Raw genomic sequence first — 21,840 nt, forward strand, 5'->3', positions numbered from 1 at the left:
CCCGGCATGCGGGCCGGCACATGCAGCCGCAATTCACTGGCCGTAGCTGATGCTGTTCACATACCACGTGGCTTCACCGGTAGGTGTGTGTACCAGCACCTCGTCACCCTCCTGCTTCTTCAGCAAGGCGCGGGCCATGGGTGAGTCGATCGAGATGTAGTCATTGCGGCCGTAGATTTCGTCATAACCCACGATGCGAAACTTCATGGTCTCGCCGTCGTCGTTCTCGATCTCGACCCAGGCGCCGAAAAACACCTTGCCTTCCTGCTCGGGCGAGTAGGCCACCACCTTCACGTCCTCAAGACGCTTGCGCAAATACCGCACCCGGCGGTCGATCTCGCGCAGCAGCTTCTTGTTGTACTGGTAGTCGGCATTCTCGCTACGGTCCCCCAGCGACGCCGCCCAGGCGACCTTCTGGGTGATCTCGGGGCGATAGACCCGCCACAGGTGGTCCAGCTCTTTCTTCAGCGCCGCGTGGCCTTCGCTGGTGATGATGTTGGTGCTCAACAGGCGCTCCTCAGCGGCGGGTGATCAGGCCCTGGCGCGCGATACGGGTGAGGTGGCCGATGACCTCGGCAGCGTCCTGCGGGCCGGGCGACTGAATGACCGCAAGGTCGAAACGGTCCTGCCCATACTGCGCAAGATTGCAGGCGTCATCGGCGAACTGGATCAGGAATGCGCGTGCCTGGCCCTTGCGCCGGGACAGGCCTTCGAGGTGACGCAAAAGAGTGGGCTGATGCTGGCCGCCGAGCAGGATGCGCGGCGTGCGGGATGCCTGGTGTGCAGGCAAAGGGCTCAAACAGACACTGGTACGTGGGCAACTCATGGTGCTTCTCTCCGCCTCGCGAATCCCGCTGGGCAGCGGTGGGAGGCGTCACCGAACCAGCGCTTTAGCGGTATTTCGGACGAGCCGCACAAGGGGCTTTCCTGCGCCCCGCAAGTAGCTGTTTAAATCGGCGCAGGCGGTATGCTAGAGCGATGAGCTTCAAGTTGCAAGCGACAAGCCGCAAGCAGAAGCAGGCCGAGGAAAGGCCCGCCCTTGCTTGCGGCTTGTCGCTCACAGCTTGCAAAGGGTCAGCGGGCGATCAGGCGGTCCAGCGAGAAGCGCCCGGCACCTTCGATCATCACGGCAACGGTACCGGCGAGCAGCGCCAGGGCAAACTCGTAGCCGTTGTTGGACATGAACAAGCCATTGCCAATGTGCACCGAGAAAATCGCCACGATCAGGGTCACGCTCAGTGCCAGCGCCGCCGGGCGCGCCAGCAGCCCCAGCACCAGGGCCAACCCGCCGAAGAACTCGGCACTACCGGACAACAGGGCCATCAGATAACCCGGCGCCAGGCCGATGCTTTCCATCCACTGGCCGGTGCCTTCCAGGCCATAGCCGCCAAACATGCCGAACAGCTTTTGCGCACCATGCGCCATGAAGATGATGCCGACCAGTATGCGGATAATGCTCAGGCCAGCGCCGGCACGGGTGGAAAACAGGGCATTGAGCGTGTTGTTGTTCATGGCGAAGCGTCCTTGAGGCGATGCAGTTATGTTGAGATGGACGCCATCTTAATCAGTTTCTAAGATATTAAAATCGCAAAAAACCCAGCATTGTTATCTAATAAATCGATACTTCATCGCTTGGCTACACGTTCAAGCGCTGCACGTTCGCGGTTGAATGCCAGGTAGTACTTGTTGACACTGTTGACGAAGTTCACCGGCCCCATGCCCACCTGCTCCATGGCAATACGCTCGGTCTGGAAGAACCATTGGTTGCCATTGAGCCCGCGTCGGCGAGCTTCGGCGCGCATGGCTTGAACGCGTTCGGGGCCAAGGTTGTAGGCAGCAAGCACGAACGCCATGCGCTCGCGCTCGTTGATTTTGGGGCTGGCGAAAAACGTGCGGCGGATCAGCGCCAGGTAGCGCGCGCTGGCCAGCACGTTGCCGTCTACCGTGGCCGTGTTGCTCACCCCCACACGCTGGGCTGCTGCCGGGGTGATCTGCATCAGCCCATGGGCGCCACCGCTGCCGCGTGCGGCCGGGTTCAGTGTCGACTCCTTGAACGCCAGCGCCGCCAGGTTCAGCCAGTCGATCTGTTGCGCCTGCCCATGCTTCTGCAACACGGCCCGCAGCGCTGCCAGACGCCGGCGGTCCTTGCTGGCCAACGGGTTGTGCACCCGATACTGGCGGCGGTAAATCCGCTCGAACGCGGCATCCTGGTTGTCTGGCGCCCGGTAACCCTTGAGGAAGCGATCGACTGCAGCGAGCAGCTGCGGCGCATCACGCCCGACATACCAGCGCATGGCCTGCGGCGGCCCCAGACGCACACCGCTGTGCAGGCGCAGGCGCGGCATCACCCGCGCCCAACGCCGGGCAATAGGCTGCTCCACCACGGTCAGGTGGTAGATGCCGGCCTGGACCATCTCCAGCACATCTTCCACGGCCAATGTCGAGTCGACCCACTCCACCTTGATCGGCGGCCGCTTGCGCAGGGCCAATTGCTGGTTGGCCTGCTGGATGAATGGGCCCGCCGCGCTGGCACTGGTCAATGCCACGGTTCGCCCTGACAGCTGCTCGAGCTTGCTGAAGCTGCGCTCGCCTTTGCGCCCGACCAGTGTCAGCGGCACCTGATCGAGTAGCGGTGCGCTGCTGCTGACACCGCGCACAGTGCCTGGGTCCAGCAGCTCGCCCGGTGCAGCAAGGTCGCCCTCGCCACGCGCCAGGGCGCCGAGCAATTGCTCCTTGGCCCGCGGTATGAGCCGCAGCTCGATCTGTTGATCATCGTCGCTGCGCGCGTTGAGGAAGTGTTCCAGGGCCCGCAGGCGGTAATACTCGATGCCGACCGGTTCGCCCTTGACCTCGCCCGAGCTATTGCGGCTTTGGTTGACCAGCACCCGCAGCACCTTGCTGCTGCGGATCTGCTGCAAGTCGCGAACCTTGGCAGGCGCAGGGTTATGTTGCGGCCCTTGGGTTTGCGCAAGGGCCGTCCCGGACAAGACCAGCCCGAGCGCCAACAGGAAAGTGAGCCAGAATCGCATGCGCAAAAAGATCCATTCGGGGGCGGCATCCAGGGTCGCACGCCAAGTGACAAATGACGGCAAAAGACCCCGGCCACAGCATGAAGTTCTTGGTTTTGTTCAGAAAAACCCGGTTTTTGCTATGCTGGCCGCTCCGCGGCACGAGAGACCACCATGCAACTGATCGATATCGGCGTCAACCTGACCAACAGCAGCTTCCACGACCAGCAGGCGGCCGTCGTCGAGCGCGCCATCGAAGCCGGGGTGACCCAGATGGTGCTGACGGGCACCAGCCTGGCAGTCAGCGAACAGGCACTGGAGCTGTGCCAGCAACTGGACGCCAGTGGCGCGCATCTGTTTGCCACTGCCGGCGTGCACCCCCACGATGCCAAGGCATGGGAGGCCGGTAGCGAAGGCCGGCTGCGCCAACTGCTAAGCGAGGCACGGGTACGTGCTGTGGGCGAATGCGGCCTGGACTTCAACCGTGATTTCTCCCCTCGCCCCCTGCAAGAAAAAGCTCTGGAAGCCCAGTTGGCGCTGGCCGTTGAGCTACGCCTGCCGGTGTTCCTGCATGAGCGCGATGCCAGCGAGCGCTTGCTGGCCATTCTCAAGGATTACCGCGACCACCTGAGCGCGGCGGTCGTGCATTGTTTCACTGGGGAGCGTGAGGCGCTGTTCGCCTACCTCGACATGGACCTGCACATCGGTATCACCGGCTGGATCTGCGACGAGCGCCGGGGGACGCACCTGCACGCGCTGGTGGGCAACATTGCCGAAGGCCGGCTGATGCTGGAAAGCGATGCCCCCTATCTGCTGCCCCGCACCCTGCGCCCCAAACCCAAGAACGGCCGCAATGAGCCGGCCTTCTTGCCGCAAGTACTGCATGAAGTGGCCTTGCACCGGGGTGAAACGGTCGAACATACGGCAGCGCACACCACGGCCACGGCAGGGGCGTTCTTCCAGATCTGAGCTGACGGGGCCGGTTGAGGCAGGAGAACAACACCGTTGTTTTTTCTTGATACACATCAACAACGGCCCTGGCACGAGCTGGCACAATGATGGCACCTTGCCAATATTGTTTCCGCTCAACTCAGAGAAGACCTGCCCATGGGTGCCTGGCTTAGCAATGTTTCCTTGAAGTACAAATTCTGGGCCGTCAACGCGGTGGCCTTTGTCACGACCTTGCTGCTGGTGGTGTATGCCGTGCACCTGGAGCAACGCGCCCGCGCCGAGGTGGCCCAGGTACAGGCGGTGCAGCAAGCCGAGCTGCTGGCTGTCTGGCCAAGCCAGCAGCCAATACCGCGCCAGGCCAATGTGATCAGCTGGTCAGCCGGGCAAACGCCCACCTTTGCCGGTGAACCGCTCGAGCGCCTGCGCGACGGCCAGGGCTGGGTGGACCTGCCAGGTGCCTGGGTGCTGGGCGACAACCCGCTGCGCGGCGCACAGGTCGTGCGCAGCGGCAATCAGTACATGGCGGTAGTGGCCCCGTCGCCCAGTCTGCGCCAGGTGTTCTTCGAACGCTTCAGCAATTACGCGGTGTGTGTCCTGATTCTGATGCTGGCCATGCTCGCTGCCTCGCAACTGCTCATCCGTTTTCTGCTCAGCCAGCTCAATACCCTCAAGGATGTGATACTGCACGTGGAAAAAACCGGCGACCTGGCAGCCCGTGTGCCACTGGCCTGTGGTGATGAGGTCGGCCAGATGGCCGGTGCCTTCAATGCCATGCAGGCCACCTACCACCGCGTCGTCAGCACCGTCGCCCACACTGCCGCGCAGCTGGACTCGGGCGCTGCGCGCCTGGCCGCCAGCATGAACGATGTGCGCCACGGCATGCTTGGCCAGCAAAGCGAGACCGACCAGGCGGCCACCGCCATCAACCAAATGTCGGCAACCGTGCACCACATCGCCCAGCATGCCGGCGCTACCCGTGACCTGTCCCAAACCGCCGACACCCTGGCCGGCAGCGGCAAAGAGGTGGTAAGCCGGGTCCAGGATTCGATTTCCGGGCTGTCCAGCGGTGTTCAGCAAACCGCCGAGATGATTCGCCAGTTGGCCGATGACAGCCAGAAAATCAACGGGGTCGTCAATGTGATTCACAGCATCGCCGAACAAACCAACCTGCTTGCGCTCAACGCCGCCATCGAAGCCGCACGCGCCGGCGACCTGGGCCGCGGGTTCGCCGTGGTCGCCGATGAGGTGCGCAACCTGGCCAAGCGCGTGCAAACCTCCACTGACGAAATCACCACAATGGTCTCGGCACTGCAGTCGGGTACCCGCGATGCAGTGGAGTTCATGCAGGAAAGCTCGTACAAGGCCGATGATTGCGTGCGCCAGGCTCAGGAAGCCGGTGAAGCCCTGGCCGAGATCACCGGTGCCGTGGCGCAGATGCGCGAGAGCAACACGCAGATTGCCGTGGCAGCCGAGCAACAAAGCCAGGTGGCCGAGGAAATGAACCGCGCGGTGGTGAGCATTCGTGATGTCACCGAGCAGACCGTGCAACAGACGGTGGGCTCGGCCACCACCAGTAGCGAGCTGGCGACCTTGGCTGGGGCGCTCAACAAGGCCATCGGCCAGCTCAAGCTATAGCCACCATAGCCAGCCTCGATTGGCCCCCCTGCGCGGGCAGCACTAAGCTTTGGGCATTGGATGAGGAGATGCCCATGAGTAAACGTCTGCCCAACTTGCCCGCCTGGCAATGGCGCGGCTACCACCATAACCACCGTCACCCGACAAACCTGGTGCTGCACCTGATTGCCGTCCCGTTGTTCATCCTGGGCGCGCTGCTGGTACTGTCGGGCCTATTCGGGCTCGACCTGAGCCAGATCGCGGTGGGTATCATAGCCTTGATTGCCGGCTTGGGCCTGCAGCGCCAGGGGCACCGCCTGGAAGCCCAGCAACCTGAGCCGTTCGCTAACCGCCAGGATGCCGTGCAGCGCCTGTTGACGGAGCAGTTCATCACCTTCCCGCGTTTTGTTTTCAGTGGCGCCTGGCTGAAGGCATGGCGGGAGCGCCACAAGCACCGACGCTGAGCCGATGGTCCGGTGCCGGCTTGTCAGGCGAACACGGTGACAGTCTGCCGGCTCAGCGCCAGCAATTCACCTTGGGCGGTCCACAGTGCTGCTGCCGCATGGCCGTAGCCATCCCGGGCATATTCGGTTTCAACGCAATAGCGGCACCAGTCCTGGGTAGACACCGTGACCACAGGCTGAATGAACTCGATCGTCCAGGTCAGCGTGCTGCCAGCTGCGGGTTGCTTCAGGAACGGCATCAGGCTCGGCGGCCACGCATCGACCAAGGCAAGCAGGTGCGCCTCGTTGGCGCGTTCGTCGGCGACATCGCGCAAGCGCACCCAACCGCCCATCTTCCTCGACTGATTACCACTGAATGGCAGCCCGCCCACGGCCCAGCGCAAGGCCACATGGCGCATGAATTCCGGCGTGACCCCCTTGATATAGGGCAGCTCCGGAGCCGCCTCTTCGAGCGCCTTCATTTCCGTAGCCGGTAACGCCGGTACCTGCACGACCGAAGGCCGCCCTGCCCCGAAGCTGCCTTGCACCAGCGTCACCACCTGGCCTGCCTGTACCGCGCGGCCAAGCAAGGTGCTGACCGCCTTGCCCTCGCGCAGCACCTCCACCTCGAAGCGGATAGGTACGTCTGCCGCTGCAGGGGCCACGAAGGTGATGGCCAGGGAGCGCGCTGGGCGGTTGTCACACAGCTTGAGGCGCATCGCCTCGTACACAAGGGCCGCCATGAGGCCGCCAAATGCCGCTCGGCCTTGCGCCCAGGTCGGCGGAATGCTGACTGCGTGGGGGTTGGCCCGCACGGCGTCGAGCAGTTGATTGAAATTCATGGACCGGCTCCTGCCTGCGGCGAAAAGGGTGTGCCCATCCTAGCCAGCTAACGCGGGACGAACAGCCCCTATTTCGGTCATTTCCCGGGCTGGCGCCGTGCAATGGCCTTGGCCAGCGCGGCCAAGGTCACATCGGCTCGTTGCTCGGCCTCCTGCAACTGCTGCTGCCAAACGGCTTGGCAAGGTGCCAGGTCGGCGTGGTCGCGCGCCTGTAGCAGCCACTGCAAGCGATCGTGCCAGTCGCCCAGGTCGGCCTGGGCTTTTTTCAGCAGACGCTGCAGTTTCTGGCTGGCATGCTGGAATTGCGGGTAGGCCTCGTCGCCATAGCGCGCACGCTTGATCAACAAACGTAGCCGGTGACGGTCGTGGTTGGGGTCCTGCAAGGCGTGCTGCAGTTTGTGCCACTGCTTGACCAAGCGCTTGTCGACGCGTTTGCCCAATGCCTTGGCCAAGCCTTCGCGGCCCGCTGCGCGCAGGAACAGTGGAAAGGCATCTGCAATCGCCAGCACCCGGGCCAACTGCTGGCTGCGGGCAACGCTGGCGTATGCACTACCGCGGCCTTGCATGCGGCGTTGCCCAGCTTCGGTGTAACCGCTAGCGATCAGTTGCGCAGCCAATACTTCCTGGTCACGCAAGGGCGTGGTCAGGGCCCCCAGCGCGGTTGCAGCGGCCTCCAGCTGCTCCACCCCTGGCAGCCCCCTCAGTGGCCGCAGCAGGCTGCGTAGCCGCCGTACGGCAATACGCAGGTCATGCAGGGCCTCGCTGTCGGTATCGGCAGCCAGGCGTTCGCGACACGCCAGCAGGCGCACCTGCAAGGCCAGTATCTGGGCAACGACGGAGTCAAGCATGGCAGACATGGAACGCTCCTCGATCAACGCCCGGCGCGGGACTCACGAATGTAGAAGCGCGCCTTCTCGGCTTTGCGCGTGCAGCTTTCATAACCTTCGAACTGCTGCTGGGTTTTAGCACCAGTGAGTAACGACAAAGCCTTGGAATAACTCACGGCGCCGGCAAAGCCTTCGGCCTTGGCCAGGTCAAGCTCCTTCCAGGCGGCATCCAGCTGGGTCGCACAACTTTCTCGGTAGGCCGTCTTGCCTGCGCAGCCGGCAAGGGCCAGAGCAATCAGGGGAAGGCAGATCCAGGCTTTCATCGGTGATACCTCAAGGAAAAAAACGGTGGCATTTCGACGCCCCGGCAGTTCAAAAGTGCCCTGCCCGGCCGGCTTTGCCAAAGCGGTTTTACTACAGTAGCTGCACACAATCTACATTGAAGCAGAGGCAACGATGGGTGCATTGTAGGGGCATGATGGCACTGGCCGGGGAAAGTTGATGAGTAAACGCGTGGCACTGGTACTGGGTTCGGGCGGGGCTCGAGGGTATGCGCACATAGGCGTGATCGAGGAAATCGAGCGCCGGGGTTACGATATCGCCTGCATCGCTGGCTGCTCCATGGGTGCAGTCATCGGTGGCATCTATGCCGCCGGCAAGCTGGACGAGTACCGCAACTGGATCGAGAGCCTCGATTATCTGGATGTGCTGCGCCTGGTGGATGTCAGCTTTCGCCTAGGCGCCATTCGCGGTGACAAGGTATTCGGGCAGATCCGCAAGATCGTCGGCGAGATCAATATCGAGCAACTGCGCATCCCCTACACGGCGGTTGCCGCCGACCTGACCAACCAGCAGGAGATATGGTTTCAGGAGGGCTGCCTGCACCAGGCCATGCGCGCCTCGGCGGCCATCCCCAGCCTGTTTACGCCGGTAATGCAGGGCAACCGCATGCTGGTTGATGGCGGTATCCTGAACCCACTGCCGATCGTGCCGGTGGTGTCCAGCCATTGCGACCTGATCATCGCGGTCAACCTCAACGCCACCAACCAGAAGCAGTACCAGCTGCCCGTGATCGAACGCCCGGCAGCGTTCAAGACGCGCTTCGATGCCTTGCTCAGTTCATTGGGCGCACACTTGCCCTTCCGGCGCAAACCGGCCGAAGAATTGATCCGCATCGAACAGGAAATCGTCGCTGAAGGGCTCGCACAGCCCAACCCATGGCAAAGCGAAGCCGCCAGCCCGGGCACACAGCAGCCGGCGGCTGCGCCAGAGCGCGAAGGCGCGCCGAAGTCGGCTACCGGTTCGTTCATCATCGACAACGTGGGCCCAGCCTCGCTGCTGGACTTGATCAACCAGAGTTTCGAGGTCATGCAGACCTCATTGGCGCAGTACAAGATCGCCGGCTATCCGCCGGATGTGCTGATCAACGTGCCGAAACGGGTATGCCGGTTCTTCGAATTCTACAAGGCGCCCGAGCTGATTGCCCTGGGGCGCGAGATCGCGCGGGACACGCTGGATAATCATGAAGGGGTGAAGCGCTAGGCCGGAGCAGGCAGCAGAAACAGAACGGGCCGCACTAGGCGGCCCGTTCGTCATGCAGCGATCACGTCAGTAACGGGTGATGTCGGCATTGGCTTCCAGCTGCTTGCGGTAGGCCGCGAAGTCTTGCTGGCCGGCACGCGAGGCGAGGTAGCGGCGAATCTGCTGCTTCTCTTCGTCGGTGGCGGTAGTGCCTTCGTTGACGCCCTTGAGCTGCAGCACCACCAGGCTACCGTCACGCAGCACGACGCTGCCATACACCGGCTTGTCCTTGGCTTGCGGTTTCGCCAGGCGGAACAGCGCCTGCAGCTCCTCAGGATCGATGCCTTCCTCACCGCGGGTCACGGCTTCGTGGGTTTTCCAGCCCTGGCCCTCATGCACACTGCCAGCAGCAATGGAACCGTCGCGCAGGCCGGCGATCAGCTTGTCCGCCTTGGCCTTGAGTTCGGCCGTGGCCTTCTCCTTGGCCAGGTGCTGGCGGATATTCTGGGCCACTGCCTCCAGCGGCAGTTGCTCAGGCTTGCGGTGCTCCTTGACGCGCAGTACCACGGTGGTTTCCGGGTCGAGCTCGATGGCGGTACTGTTGGCCCCCTCGTCGAGTACTTCTTCGGAAAACGCAGCCTGCACCACCGAACGGTTGGCAGTAATGCCTTCGCCGCCTTCGCGACCGAATGGTGCAGAGGTGTGGACCTTGAGGTTCAGGTCCTGGGCCGGCTGGGCCAGGTCGGAAGCCTCATAGGCAGCATCCTGCAGCTGCTTGCTGGCATCCACGTAACGCTGCTCGACCAGCGGGGTCTTCAGGTCACGGGTAAGCTTGTCCTTCAGGCTGGCGAAGCTCGGCACCTCTGGCGCCTGTACGCCCAACAGCTTGATCAGGTGGTAACCGAACTGGGTACGCACCGGCGCCGATACCTGGCCATCCTGCAGCTTGTACAGCGCCTCTTCGAAGGCCGGGTCATACACACCCGGGCCGGCGAAACCAAGGTCACCACCGTTGCCGGCCGAACCCGGGTCCTGGGAGAACTCCTTGGCCAGGGTGGCAAAGTTCTCACCCTTGGCCAGGCGCTGCTCGATCTCTTCAGCACGGGCCTTGGCCTGTGCGTCGCTGACCTTGTCGTTCACTTCGATCAGGATGTGCGCCGCGTGGCGTTGCTCGGCGAGGTTGGCGATTTCTTTCTCGTACTGGGCCTTGAGCTCTTCGTCGGTCACCTTGACCTGGTCGAAGTAGGCAGACTTTTTCAGCTCGATGTAGTCGATCACCACCTGGTCAGGCGACATGAACTCCTTGGCGTGCTGGTCGTAGTGCGCCTTGACCTCGGCGTCGCTGACCTTGACCGCGGCCGGGTCGGCCTTGAAGGTCAGGGAGGCGAAGTCGCGGGTCTGCTTCTCGAGGCGGGCGAAGGCATCGACTTGCTGGTCGGTGACGAAGCTGCTGCCGGCCAGGCCGGTGCGCAACTGGCCGATGAGCATTTCCTCGGCCAGCATGTCGCGGAACTGCATGCGGCCATAACCCATCTGGCGAATGACCTGGTCGAAGCGGTCGGCGCTGAATTTACCGTCTACCTGGAACTCCGGCGTTTGCAGGATCACCTGATCCAGCGCGGCATCGGAGAAGGCGAACTTGGCGTCCTCAGCCCCCTGCAGCAAGAGCTTGCGGCTGATCAGGCCCTTGAGGGCCTCTTCACGCAGCAGTTTTTCATCCAGCAGCGCTGGGTCGAAGTCCTTGCCCAACTGTTGCATCAGCTGGCGGCGCTGCATGTCGGCCGCCTGGCTCAGCTCGTTCTGGCTGATGGTCTGGCCGTTTACCTTGGCGGCGTCCTGGCTATGTGTGGCGGCCTGAAAAATGGCTTCGAAACCGGTCAACGCCATCAATACGACGATTAGGCCGATGATGGACTTGGCAATCCAACCTTGTGAATTGTCCCTGATATTTTGCAGCATGCGTCCCCCAGAAACGGCTGTACCACTGCGTCGACAACCGCGGAGCGTGGGTAGAATCCTGATAAAAGAAAGGCGCATCCGAGGATGCGCCTTTGCTTAGCAAACGTGTCAGGCGGGAACGTTTGCGCCCCGCCATCAGCGTGCTCGGACCAGGCCTGGCCGGGTCCGGCTGAAGACGACTTAGTTGACGGCGTCTTTCAGGCCTTTGCCTGCCTTGAAACCTGGAACCTTGGCGGCTGCAATCTTGATCGCCTTGCCGGTTTGTGGGTTACGGCCAGTGCGCTCGGCGCGCTCTTTGACCGTGAAGGTTCCGAAGCCAACCAGAACGACGTCGTCGCCTGCTTTCAGGGCACCGGTTACGGAGTCGATCACAGCGTCCAGAGCCTTACCTGCAGCAGCTTTGGAAATGTCAGCCGATACGGCGATAGCGTCAATCAGTTCCGACTTGTTCACTCTAAGTCCCCTTATTTCTCTATTGAGTTTGTTTCTAAGTATGTAATGGAAAGCTTACGAAACGTACGTTGGGAGGCTTGTTGACAATAACGAGCCGCTTTATAGCAAGGCCTCGAAAAAACTGTCAAGGAAAGCCTCCCAGCCAAAAACCACTAATGCGTGCTGATTCTTTCCTTGGCATCGCTGTCGCGCTTCTCTTCTTTCGCGACGATCTCGGGAGCCACATCTGGCAAGGGCTCCGGGGCGTATTGCAGCGCAATTTGCAGGACTTCGTCAATCCATTTGACGGGTTTGATCTGCAGATCCTGTTTGATATTTTCCGGAATTTCCTTCAGATCGCGAACGTTCTCCTCCGGAATGATGACCGTCTTGATACCGCCCCGGTGTGCTGCCAGCAGTTTTTCCTTCAACCCGCCAATTGCCAGCACCTGGCCACGCAAGGTGATTTCACCCGTCATGGCGACATCAGCGCGCACCGGGATCTGCGTAAGGGCCGAGACCAACGCCGTGCACATGCCGATACCGGCACTCGGGCCGTCTTTCGGTGTGGCCCCTTCGGGCATGTGGATGTGCACGTCGTGCTTCTCGTGGAAGCCGGCGGCTATACCCAGGCTGTGGGCGCGGCTGCGCACCACGGTTTGCGCGGCAGTGATCGATTCGACCATGACATCGCCCAGCGAGCCCGTCTTGATCAGTTGGCCCTTGCCCGGGATAACCACGGCTTCGATGGTCAGCAACTCGCCGCCCACCTGGGTCCAGGCCAGGCCGGTAACCTGGCCGATCTGGTCTTGCTGCTCGGCCAGGCCGTAGCGGAACTTGCGCACGCCCAGCAGGTGCTCCAGCTGCTCGCTGGCCACCTTGACCTTGACCTGCTTCTGCCCGGTATGTTCCTTGACCACTTTACGGCAAACCTTGGCGATCTGCCGCTCCAGGCCACGCACACCGGCCTCACGGGTGTAGAAGCGGATGATGTCGCGAATCGCCGAGACATCGACCTCCAACTCGTCTTTCTTCAAGCCGTTGGCCTTGACCTGCTTGGGCACCAGGTACTTGATGGCGATGTTGATCTTCTCGTCCTCGGTGTACCCCGGCAGGCGGATGATTTCCATGCGGTCCAGCAGCGCCGGTGGAATGTTCATCGAGTTCGAGGTGCACAGGAACATGACGTCCGAGAGGTCGTAGTCAACCTCCAGGTAGTGGTCATTGAAGTTGTGGTTCTGCTCCGGGTCGAGCACTTCGAGCAACGCCGAGGCAGGGTCGCCACGCATGTCGCTGCCCATCTTGTCGATTTCATCGAGCAGGAACAGCGGGTTGCGTACACCCACCTTGGTCATCTTCTGGATCAGGCGGCCCGGCATCGAACCAATGTAGGTACGACGGTGACCACGGATCTCGGCTTCGTCACGCACCCCGCCCAGTGCCATGCGCACGAACTTGCGGTTGGTGGCGGTGGCGATCGATTCGGCGAGCGAGGTCTTGCCGACGCCGGGTGGGCCTACCAGGCACAGCACAGGACCGCGGATTTTCTTCACCCGCTTCTGTACGGCGAGGTACTCGAGGATGCGCTCCTTGACCTCTTCCAGGCCATAATGGTCGGCATCAAGGATTTCCTCGGCCTTGGCCAGGTCCAGGCGGACTTTGCTCTGGGCCTTCCACGGCACCTGCACCAGCCAGTCGAGGTACGAGCGCACCACGGTGGCTTCGGCCGACATGGGCGACATCTGCTTGAGCTTGTTGAGCTCAGCCTGGGCCTTGGTCAAGGCATCCTTGGGCAGGCCGGCAGCTTCGATGCGCTTTTTCAGCTCTTCGACTTCGTTGTGGCCTTCGTCACCATCGCCGAGCTCTTTCTGAATGGCCTTCATCTGCTCATTCAGGTAGTACTCGCGCTGGCTGCGCTCCATCTGCTTCTTGACCCGACCGCGAATGCGCTTTTCCACCTGCAACAGGTCGATTTCGGCATCCAGCAGTGCCAGCACGTGCTCCACGCGGGCGGTGAGGTCGACAATTTCGAGGATTTCCTGCTTCTGCTCGATCTTCAGGGCCATGTGCGCAGCCATGGTATCGACCAGCCGCCCTGGCTCTTCGATGCTGTTGAGCGACGACAGCACTTCGGCAGGGACTTTTTTACCCAGCTGCACATACTGCTCGAACTGCGACAATAGCGTGCGCACGAAAACTTCCGACTCGCGCTCGGCGGAGTCGGTTTCGTCGATCAGCGAAACTTCGGCACGGATGTGCCCTTCCACTTCGGTGAAGCGCTCGACGGCGCCACGCTGTTCGCCTTCGACCAGCACCTTGACGGTGCCATCAGGAAGCTTCAACAGTTGCAGCACGGTGGCAACAGTACCGACACGGTACAAGGCGTCTTCGCCAGGATCATCATCGGCTGGGTTTTTCTGGGCCAGCAGGAGGATCTGCTTTTCGCCCGTCATCGCAGCCTCAAGGGCTTCGATGGACTTTTCACGCCCCACAAACAGCGGGATAACCATGTGCGGGTATACAACGACATCGCGCAATGGCAAAAGAGGCAAGTCGAGGGTGGTCTTCATGATTTCGCCTCTACAGCGGCCTTGTGGCCGGAAACCGGTGGAAATGATGCTTGGACCTAATGTGGGGGCAGGCTTGGGAAATTACAAGCATTAGCAAAGGAAAAGCATGAAGGGGCCCGTAGGCCCCTTCATGCTTGCAACCACAAACTGGCCTTTGCCTGTATCAGGCGTCTGGCGCAGCCTTGGCTTGCGGCTCAGTGTTCTCGTAGATCATCAGCGGCTGCGAAGTGCCGTCGATGACGCTCTCGTCGATCACCACCTTGCTGACATCCTTCTGCGAAGGAATCTCGTACATGGTGTCGAGCAGCACGCCTTCGAGAATAGAACGCAGGCCACGGGCGCCGGTTTTGCGCTCCAAAGCCCTGCGTGCCACGGCCTTGAGCGCATCGCTGCGGAACTCCAGGTCGACGCTTTCCATCTCGAACAGCTTGGCATACTGCTTGGTGAGGGCGTTCTTCGGCTCGGTGAGGATCTGCACCAATGCAGCCTCGTCCAACTCGTCCAAGGTAGCCAGAACCGGCAGGCGGCCGACGAACTCCGGAATCAGGCCAAACTTGACCAGATCGTCCGGCTCGACCTCACGCAGGGACTCGCCAACCTTCTTGCCCTCTTCCTTGCTACGCACTTCAGCGCCGAAACCAATGCCACCTTTGGTGGAACGGTTCTGGATGACCTTTTCAAGGCCCGAGAACGCGCCACCGCAGATGAACAGGATGTTGCGGGTGTCAACCTGCAGGAACTCCTGTTGCGGGTGCTTGCGCCCCCCTTGCGGCGGTACCGAGGCCACGGTGCCTTCGATCAGCTTCAACAGCGCCTGCTGCACGCCCTCGCCCGAGACGTCACGGGTGATGGACGGGTTGTCCGACTTGCGCGAGATCTTGTCGATTTCGTCGATGTAGACAATGCCCATCTGGGCCTTTTCCACGTCGTAGTCGCACTTCTGCAACAGCTTCTGAATGATGTTCTCGACGTCTTCACCCACATAACCGGCCTCGGTCAGGGTGGTGGCGTCGGCAATGGTGAACGGTACGTTCAACAGGCGTGCCAGGGTTTCGGCGAGCAGGGTCTTGCCCGAGCCAGTAGGCCCGATGAGCAGGATGTTGCTCTTGCCCAGTTCGACTTCGTCACCCTTCTTGTCACGCTGGTTAAGGCGCTTGTAGTGGTTGTACACCGCTACAGCCAGCACCTTTTTCGCGCGCTCCTGACCAATGACGTACTGGTCCAGGATGCCGCTGATTTCTTTCGGCGAAGGCAATTTGTGCGCGCTGCTCTCGGCCTGGGCTTCCTGCACCTCCTCACGGATGATGTCATTGCACAGGTCGACGCACTCGTCGCAGATAAATACCGAGGGCCCGGCAATCAATTTGCGCACTTCGTGCTGGCTTTTGCCGCAGAAGGAGCAATAGAGCAATTTGCCGCTGTCCTCGCCGTTACGGGTGTCAGTCATTCGATCGATCCAATCCGGTAGGCTTGCAACACAAGATGAAGGCAATTGCGGGCTTTTTCAAGTCCGCAGGTGGGCGCTTTGCGCACCCACCTGCTCTGACCCCCCGGTTCAGGAGGCCAGTTGCCGCTTGTCGTAGACCGAGTCGATCAGGCCATACTCGGCTGCGCGCGAGGCGCTCATGAAGTTGTCACGTTCGGTGTCACGCTTGATGGTCTCCAGATCCTGGCCGGTGTGGTAGGCCAGCAACTCGTTCAGGCGCGCCTTGATATTGAGGATTTCCTGGGCATGGATCTCGATATCGGTCGCCTGGCCCTGGAAGCCGCCCAGCGGCTGGTGAATCATCACGCGCGAGTTCGGCAGGCAGTGACGCTTGCCCTTGGCACCTGCGGCCAGCAGGAAGGCGCCCATGCTGCAGGCCTGGCCGATGCAGATGGTCGAGACGTCCGGCTTGATGAACTGCATGGTGTCGTAGATCGACATGCCCGCGGTGACGGAGCCGCCCGGGGAGTTGATGTAGAGATGGATATCCTTGTCCGGGTTTTCCGCTTCGAGGAACAGCATCTGCGCTACGACCAGGTTGGCCATGTAGTCTTCAACCGGGCCAACCAGGAAAATCACTCGCTCCTTCAACAGGCGCGAATAGATGTCGTACGCACGCTCGCCACGGGCGGACTGCTCGATAACCATCGGGACCAGGCCGCCTGCGGCCTGGATGTCAGAGCTCTGCTGAATATAAGAATTGCGGGACATGTCCTGCGCTCACTCCCAAATAGTCATGGCTTGATAACGCACAAGCCAGCTCGAAGGCTGGCTTGTGGGGTTTTCCTACGAGAGAAAACGTATTACTCAGCTTCGGCAGGTGCCTGGGCTGGTTTTACGGCATCTTCGTACGAGACCGACTTGTCGGTCACAGTAGCTTTCTGCAGAACAGTATCTACAACTTGTTCTTCCAGCACAACCGAACGCACTTCGTTCATTTGCTGGTCGTTCTTGTAGTACCAAGCGATGACCTGCTCAGGCTCCTGGTAAGCCGAAGCCATTTCTTCGATCATCTCGCGAACCTTGGCATCGTCCGGCTTGAGCTCGAACTGCTTGACCACTTCGGCGACGATCAGGCCCAGCACTACGCGGCGCTTGGCTTGTTCTTCGAACAGCTCGGCAGGCAGCTGGTCAGGCTTGATGTTGCCACCGAACTGCTGAACAGCCTGGACGCGCAGACGGTTGACTTCATTTTCCAGCAGGGCCTTCGGCGCTTCGATCGGGTTGGCGGCCAGCAGACCGTCCATGACCTGGTTCTTCACCTTGGTCTTGATTGCCTGGCGCAGCTCACGCTCCATGTTCTTGCGAACTTCGGCGCGGAAGCCTTCCAGGGTCGATTCCTTGATACCGAACTGGGCGAAGAACTCTTCGTTCAGCTCAGGCAGCACAGGGGCCGAAACGCTGTTGACGGTGATGGTGAACTCGGCGGCTTTGCCGGCCAGGTCCAGGTTCTGGTAGTCCTCTGGGAAGGTCACGTTGACAACGCGCTCTTCGCCAGCCTTGGCGCCCACCAGACCGTCTTCGAAGCCCGGGATCATGCGGCCGGAACCCAGTACCAGCTGGGTGCCTTTGGCAGAGCCACCGGCGAACGCTTCACCGTCGACCTTGCCAACGAAATCGATGTTGACCTGATCGTCGTTCTGCGCGGCGCGCTCGACAGCCTCGAAGCGAGTGTTCTGCTTGCGCAGCACTTCCAGCATGTTGTCCAGATCGGCGTCGGCCACTTCGGCGCTCAGGCGCTCGACGTTGATCGACTCCAGGCCGGAAACGGTGAACTCCGGGAACACTTCGAAGATGGCGACGAACTCCAGGTCCTTGCCTTTTTCGAACGACTTGGGTTCGACGGATGGGGCACCAGCAGGGTTCAGCTTCTGCTCAACGATGGCCTCATAGAAGGAAGCCTGGACCAGATCACCGAACGCCTCCTGGCGTGCATCGGCTTCGAAGCGCTGACGGATCACGCTCATTGGCACCTTGCCTGGGCGGAAGCCGGCAACCTTGGCGCGCTTGGCAGTCTGTTGCAGACGCTTGTTGACTTCGTTCTCGACGCGCTCGGCCGGAACGGCGATGGTCATGCGGCGCTCGAGAGCGGAAGTGTTTTCAACAGAAACTTGCATGGATATTCCTCGTTGCACAGACGTTAGCCGGCGTTAGCCCGACTCCAGAATCAAGGGCAAGCATTCTAGTGAGTCGCGCGGCAGAAGTCACCCCACACGGGACGACGGGAAACCACGCCGGTCGATTAGCTTTCAAGGCCCGCACGGCGTGCCGCCGGGCCTCCTTCATCAAGAGCGGCACCCTGCCCATGGCGCAGTGCAGCCGTAATAACTTGTCAAACAACTGCCAGTGGCGAATTCGCTGCCTTTATTCAGGGTCGATTTCGTTGAACTGACAGTATTCTTCCCACTCCAGACCCAGCGCCTCGGCGACCTCGCGGTGCGTTTCAAGGCGCATGGCCCGCAACTGTTCCGGGCTTTCGGCGATCAGTTGCAGCGCCAGCTCCCAGGACTGCAGCCCCTGCTCCTGGGCCGCATCTTCGAACGCCCACTCGATTTGCTGGGCCTGCTCGCGCGCATCCAGCTCGCGAATCTCCTCGAGCAGCTGCGGGTTGGCGTCGGCAAATCGCTGCAGCGCCAAGGCCTGACGGGCTTCTTTTGCAATCATCGGGCTGTTCCTCTGCCGGCCAACGGGGCCGGCGCTTCAACCGGCTGAAATCTAACAGCTTTTATTGGGCTGCCACCAGAGCATTGCAAGGGGGGAATCACGAAGATTTTGTGCTGAACCGTGCAGTGCCCGCATGACGGAGCAATGAAAACAAAAAAGGCGCCTGATCTCACGACCAAGGCGCCTCTTTAAAATATGGGGTGGACGATGGGAATCGAACCCACGACAACTGGAATCACAATCCAGCGCTCTACCAACTGAGCTACGCCCACCATAGTGCGGTGTTACAGTACAACCTTACAAAAACATGGTGCGGACGAAGAGACTCGAACTCTTACAGCTTGCGCCGCTGGAACCTAAATCCAGTGTGTCTACCAATTTCACCACGTCCGCGTAACGCTTAAAACAAAGGCGCCAGATGCTATCGAGGCGCCTTCGAAAATATGGGGTGGACGATGGGAATCGAACCCACGACAACTGGAATCACAATCCAGCGCTCTACCAACTGAGCTACGCCCACCATATTGCATTACAGCCAACTTGCTTGCCAAAGCTGCCTAATGGCGCACCCGGCAGGACTCGAACCTGCGACCATCCGCTTAGAAGGCGGATGCTCTATCCAGCTGAGCTACGGGCGCTTAAGCTTCAAGCCTAACCGAACAAGTATTTAACAGCTAACTGCCAAACGACCCATTCTGCCCGACTTAGCCAACCAGTGCTAGGCTGTGCCCGACAAGTGCGGCGAATCTTATAGGCGACCCCGAAAGTCGTCAACACCTTTTTCAAAAAAATTTAAATTATTTAAGGGCTTAGGGGATTTGCCCGACCACCCGCCTTTGCCCTTCGCCCATGTCGTGCGAGAATGCGCGCTCTTTATTGTTTCCTTCTCGATGGTTAATCACGCGTCTATGACTGCACACCTAATCGATGGCAAGGCAATCGCCGCCAGCCTGCGCCAGCAGATCGCTCAACGTGTCGTGGAGCGTCGCCAGCAAGGCCTGCGTACGCCGGGCCTGGCGGTGATCCTGGTCGGCACCGACCCCGCCTCCCAAGTCTATGTCTCGCACAAGCGCAAGGACTGCGAAGAGGTCGGCTTCATTTCGCAGGCTTTCGACCTGCCCGCCGAGACCACGCAAGAAGCCCTGACCGAGCTGATCGACCGTCTTAACGACGACCCGGCCGTCGACGGCATTCTGCTGCAGTTGCCGCTGCCGGCGCACCTGGAGGCGTCGCTGCTGCTTGAGCGCATTCGCCCTGACAAGGACGTGGACGGCTTCCACCCGTACAACATCGGCCGCCTGGCCCAGCGTATTCCGCTGCTGCGCCCCTGCACACCAAAAGGCATCATGACCCTGCTGGAAAGCACCGGCCAGGATCTGTACGGCATGAACGCCGTCATCGTCGGCGCTTCCAACATCGTTGGCCGCCCAATGGCCATGGAGCTGCTGCTGGCCGGCTGCACCGTGACTGTCTGCCACCGCTTTACCAAGGACTTGGCCGGCCATGTAGGCCGCGCCGATCTGGTGGTGGTGGCCGCAGGCAAGCCGGGCCTGGTCAAAGGTGAGTGGATCAAGGAAGGCGCCATCGTGATCGACGTGGGCATCAACCGCCAGGCAGATGGCAAGCTGGTCGGCGATGTGGTCTACGAGACTGCCCTGCCCCGCGCCGGCTGGATCACCCCAGTACCGGGCGGGGTTGGGCCAATGACCCGGGCGTGCCTGCTGGAGAACACGCTGTACGCGGCGCAAGAGCTGCACAAGTAAAATTCGCACCTAGCGAAAACGGCACCTCTGGCAGGTGCCGTTTTTTTTGCCCGGCTCGAGGGCCCGGGCTTGATGCAAAGAGAAGAAATGGCGACCGCAAGGCGGGATTGGCAGGTAGCTTGCATTGGCCGTAGGGGGCGGGCCCTGCTCGAATCAGGTTCAAGGGTATCACCGGCACCGGGGGCGTGTTCGCTCACGCGCCCTGCTCAATCATGAACTTCCCGCTGCGCACCGAACTAGAGCGCGGCAGGCCCACTCGCCCCATAACTGGTCAGACCGGTAAGGCCAAAAACCCTTGCAAAGAACGATTTTTCGCGCTTTTATGGCCTGGCGCTGAACAAACCGGTAAGACCACAATAATTAAGTCCTGCGCTCTTTCGCCCCGTGCGGCTACCGAAGCAAGGACACCGATCTGAGACTTCTCCCATGCTCAAATGGTGCTCGCGTTCGATATTCCTGCAAGTCGTGCTTGGCCTTGCCCTCGGCATTGCCTGCGGCCTCAGCTTCCCCGACCTTTCGCTACAACTCAAACCCCTAGGCGACGGCTTCATCAAGCTGATCAAGATGCTCATCGGCCTGATCGTGTTCTGCGTGGTGGTCAGTGGTATCTCGGGCGCCGGCGACCTGAAAAAGGTCGGGCGCATCGGCTTGAAGTCGGTAATCTACTTTGAAGTGCTGACCACCCTGGCGTTGGTGATCGGCCTGGTATTCGCCTTCAGCAGCGGCATCGGCAGCGGCGCCAATATTCACCTGGACCAACTGTCCAGTGCCGATGCCAGCAGCCTGGCCGAGCGCGGTCAACACATCCATGGCGCCGCAGCGTTCTTCATGGACCTGATCCCTACCTCGGTGATCGGCGCCTTCGCCGACAACAACATCCTTCAGGTGCTGCTGTTTTCGGTGCTGTTCGGCAGCGCATTGAACCTGGTGGGCGACTCGGCCGCCGGCATTTCGCGGCTGATCAACGAACTAAGCCATGTGATCTTCCGCATCATGGGCATGATCGTGCGCCTGGCCCCGATCGGTGTATTCGGTGCCATCGCCTTCACCACCAGCAAATACGGCCTGGAATCGCTGCAGCACCTGGGCGGCCTGGTAGCGCTGTTCTACCTGACCTGTGCAGGCTTCGTGCTGATCGTGCTGGGTACCGTGATGCGCCTGTCGGGCCTGAAACTGTTGCCACTGATCAAGTACCTGCGTGAAGAGCTGACCATCGTGCTGGGCACCGCCTCTTCCGACGCCGTTCTGCCGCAGATCATGCGCAAGCTGGAACACCTGGGCATCGGCAGTTCCACGGTGGGGCTGGTGATTCCCACCGGCTACTCGTTCAACCTGGACGGTTTCTCCATCTACCTGACGCTGGCCATCGTGTTCATCGCCAACGCCACCGGCACACCGCTGGAGATGACTGACCTGCTGACCATTCTGCTGGTGTCGCTGGTAACTTCGAAAGGCGCGCACGGCATCCCTGGCTCGGCGCTGGTGATCCTGGCGGCCACGTTGACTGCCGTACCGGCGATTCCGGTTGTCGGCCTGGTGCTGGTACTTGCGGTGGACTGGTTCATGGGCATCGGCCGGGCACTGACCAACCTGATCGGCAACTGTGTAGCCACCGTGGCGATTGCCCGCTGGGAAAAGGACATCGACCTGGAACGTGCCAACAACGTACTGGCAGGCAAACCCGGCTTTGCCCCGTTGCCACGCAAACAGCCCAATGCCCACCAGCAGGAATTCTGAGCGAACGTGGCCGGCACTGATGC

General features: G+C 61.0%; 20 protein-coding genes and 4 tRNA genes. 6 read left to right on the forward strand and 18 right to left on the reverse strand.

All coding sequences use genetic code 11. The annotated features are described in order from the left end of the window. Window positions 1–33 precede the first annotated feature (33 nt). The 4 genes from greB to AACG97_RS18185 all read right to left on the reverse strand — a co-directional run bounded on the left by greB (window position 34) and on the right by AACG97_RS18185 (window position 3,029). Window positions 34–507 (reverse strand): transcription elongation factor GreB, encoded by a 474-nt coding sequence (greB, locus tag AACG97_RS18170; RefSeq protein WP_009683840.1) that lies wholly within the window; start codon window positions 505–507, stop codon window positions 34–36. A gap of 10 nt (window positions 508–517) precedes the next feature. Beyond that, window positions 518–826, reverse strand: coding sequence for a hypothetical protein (locus AACG97_RS18175; RefSeq protein WP_009683839.1), 309 nt, complete (start codon window positions 824–826; stop codon window positions 518–520). Window positions 827–1,074: 248 nt separating this feature from the next. Beyond that, window positions 1,075–1,512, reverse strand: coding sequence for a DoxX family protein (locus AACG97_RS18180; RefSeq protein WP_009683838.1), 438 nt, complete (start codon window positions 1,510–1,512; stop codon window positions 1,075–1,077). A 113-nt stretch (window positions 1,513–1,625) separates the two neighbouring features. Continuing rightward, window positions 1,626–3,029, reverse strand: coding sequence for a transglycosylase SLT domain-containing protein (locus AACG97_RS18185; protein WP_232555123.1), 1,404 nt, complete (start codon window positions 3,027–3,029; stop codon window positions 1,626–1,628). Between the two features lie 153 nt (window positions 3,030–3,182). On the opposite strand from AACG97_RS18185, the gene AACG97_RS18190 reads away from it, so the two are divergent. The 3 genes from AACG97_RS18190 to AACG97_RS18200 all read left to right on the forward strand — a co-directional run bounded on the left by AACG97_RS18190 (window position 3,183) and on the right by AACG97_RS18200 (window position 6,037). After that, on the forward strand, window positions 3,183–3,977 hold the full coding sequence (locus AACG97_RS18190) for a TatD family hydrolase (RefSeq protein ID WP_009683836.1): 795 nt from the start codon (window positions 3,183–3,185) through the stop codon (window positions 3,975–3,977). Between the two features lie 138 nt (window positions 3,978–4,115). Continuing rightward, the gene (locus tag AACG97_RS18195; protein WP_009683835.1) at window positions 4,116–5,594 is read left to right on the forward strand and encodes a methyl-accepting chemotaxis protein; all 1,479 of its coding nucleotides are present in this window, start codon (window positions 4,116–4,118) and stop codon (window positions 5,592–5,594) included. A gap of 74 nt (window positions 5,595–5,668) precedes the next feature. Further along, entirely contained in the window at window positions 5,669–6,037 is a 369-nt protein-coding gene (locus tag AACG97_RS18200; RefSeq protein WP_009683834.1) for an Mpo1-like protein, read from the forward strand. Between the two features lie 23 nt (window positions 6,038–6,060). Here the strand turns inward: AACG97_RS18200 and AACG97_RS18205 are convergent, their stop codons facing one another. The 3 genes from AACG97_RS18205 to AACG97_RS18215 all read right to left on the reverse strand — a co-directional run bounded on the left by AACG97_RS18205 (window position 6,061) and on the right by AACG97_RS18215 (window position 8,008). Continuing rightward, window positions 6,061–6,858, reverse strand: a complete 798-nt coding sequence (locus AACG97_RS18205) for an acyl-CoA thioesterase (protein ID WP_197885360.1) — start codon at window positions 6,856–6,858, stop codon at window positions 6,061–6,063. Between the two features lie 77 nt (window positions 6,859–6,935). Further along, a complete protein-coding gene (locus AACG97_RS18210; protein WP_197885359.1) occupies window positions 6,936–7,715 on the reverse strand; it encodes a CHAD domain-containing protein in 780 nt (259 codons plus the stop codon). Between the two features lie 14 nt (window positions 7,716–7,729). Further along, window positions 7,730–8,008 carry a hypothetical protein gene (locus tag AACG97_RS18215; protein WP_003259403.1) on the reverse strand — a complete coding sequence of 93 codons (279 nt, stop codon included), beginning with the start codon at window positions 8,006–8,008 and terminating at the stop codon, window positions 7,730–7,732. 178 nt (window positions 8,009–8,186) lie between these two features. Here AACG97_RS18215 and AACG97_RS18220 point away from each other — a divergent pair, with 178 nt between their 5' ends. Next, a complete protein-coding gene (locus tag AACG97_RS18220) occupies window positions 8,187–9,227 on the forward strand; it encodes a patatin-like phospholipase family protein (protein WP_009683830.1) in 1,041 nt (346 codons plus the stop codon). A 66-nt stretch (window positions 9,228–9,293) separates the two neighbouring features. Here AACG97_RS18220 and AACG97_RS18225 read toward each other — a convergent pair whose 3' ends face one another. The 11 genes from AACG97_RS18225 to AACG97_RS18275 form a co-directional block, all read right to left on the reverse strand. After that, a complete protein-coding gene (locus tag AACG97_RS18225; protein ID WP_009683829.1) occupies window positions 9,294–11,165 on the reverse strand; it encodes a SurA N-terminal domain-containing protein in 1,872 nt (623 codons plus the stop codon). A 180-nt stretch (window positions 11,166–11,345) separates the two neighbouring features. After that, window positions 11,346–11,618 carry a nucleoid-associated protein HU-beta gene (hupB, locus tag AACG97_RS18230; RefSeq protein WP_009683828.1) on the reverse strand — a complete coding sequence of 91 codons (273 nt, stop codon included), beginning with the start codon at window positions 11,616–11,618 and terminating at the stop codon, window positions 11,346–11,348. A 152-nt stretch (window positions 11,619–11,770) separates the two neighbouring features. Further along, window positions 11,771–14,167 (reverse strand): endopeptidase La, encoded by a 2,397-nt coding sequence (gene lon, locus AACG97_RS18235; RefSeq protein WP_009683827.1) that lies wholly within the window; start codon window positions 14,165–14,167, stop codon window positions 11,771–11,773. Window positions 14,168–14,330: 163 nt separating this feature from the next. Then, window positions 14,331–15,614, reverse strand: a complete 1,284-nt coding sequence (gene clpX / locus AACG97_RS18240; protein ID WP_009683826.1) for an ATP-dependent Clp protease ATP-binding subunit ClpX — start codon at window positions 15,612–15,614, stop codon at window positions 14,331–14,333. A gap of 108 nt (window positions 15,615–15,722) precedes the next feature. Continuing rightward, window positions 15,723–16,364, reverse strand: a complete 642-nt coding sequence (gene clpP, locus AACG97_RS18245; RefSeq protein ID WP_009683825.1) for an ATP-dependent Clp endopeptidase proteolytic subunit ClpP — start codon at window positions 16,362–16,364, stop codon at window positions 15,723–15,725. A gap of 92 nt (window positions 16,365–16,456) precedes the next feature. Beyond that, window positions 16,457–17,770 carry a trigger factor gene (gene tig, locus AACG97_RS18250; protein ID WP_029884960.1) on the reverse strand — a complete coding sequence of 438 codons (1,314 nt, stop codon included), beginning with the start codon at window positions 17,768–17,770 and terminating at the stop codon, window positions 16,457–16,459. Between the two features lie 247 nt (window positions 17,771–18,017). Continuing rightward, window positions 18,018–18,317: a DUF6388 family protein gene (locus tag AACG97_RS18255; protein WP_232555124.1), complete on the reverse strand. Its 300-nt coding sequence runs from the start codon at window positions 18,315–18,317 to the stop codon at window positions 18,018–18,020. 196 nt (window positions 18,318–18,513) lie between these two features. Further along, a tRNA-His gene (locus AACG97_RS18260) sits at window positions 18,514–18,589 on the reverse strand. A gap of 36 nt (window positions 18,590–18,625) precedes the next feature. Further along, window positions 18,626–18,710: transfer RNA gene (locus AACG97_RS18265), tRNA-Leu, on the reverse strand. A gap of 51 nt (window positions 18,711–18,761) precedes the next feature. Next, window positions 18,762–18,837: transfer RNA gene (locus AACG97_RS18270), tRNA-His, on the reverse strand. A gap of 41 nt (window positions 18,838–18,878) precedes the next feature. Further along, a tRNA-Arg gene (locus AACG97_RS18275) sits at window positions 18,879–18,955 on the reverse strand. A 270-nt stretch (window positions 18,956–19,225) separates the two neighbouring features. Between AACG97_RS18275 and folD the strand changes: the two genes are divergently transcribed. Next, window positions 19,226–20,080, forward strand: a complete 855-nt coding sequence (folD, locus tag AACG97_RS18280; protein ID WP_009682641.1) for a bifunctional methylenetetrahydrofolate dehydrogenase/methenyltetrahydrofolate cyclohydrolase FolD — start codon at window positions 19,226–19,228, stop codon at window positions 20,078–20,080. Window positions 20,081–20,506: 426 nt separating this feature from the next. Next, on the forward strand, window positions 20,507–21,817 hold the full coding sequence (locus tag AACG97_RS18285; protein ID WP_009682642.1) for a C4-dicarboxylate transporter DctA: 1,311 nt from the start codon (window positions 20,507–20,509) through the stop codon (window positions 21,815–21,817). Window positions 21,818–21,840 lie beyond the last annotated feature (23 nt).

The organism is Pseudomonas sp. Nvir (genome assembly GCF_963778085.1).
GTDB classification, from domain to species: domain Bacteria; phylum Pseudomonadota; class Gammaproteobacteria; order Pseudomonadales; family Pseudomonadaceae; genus Aquipseudomonas; species Aquipseudomonas juntendi.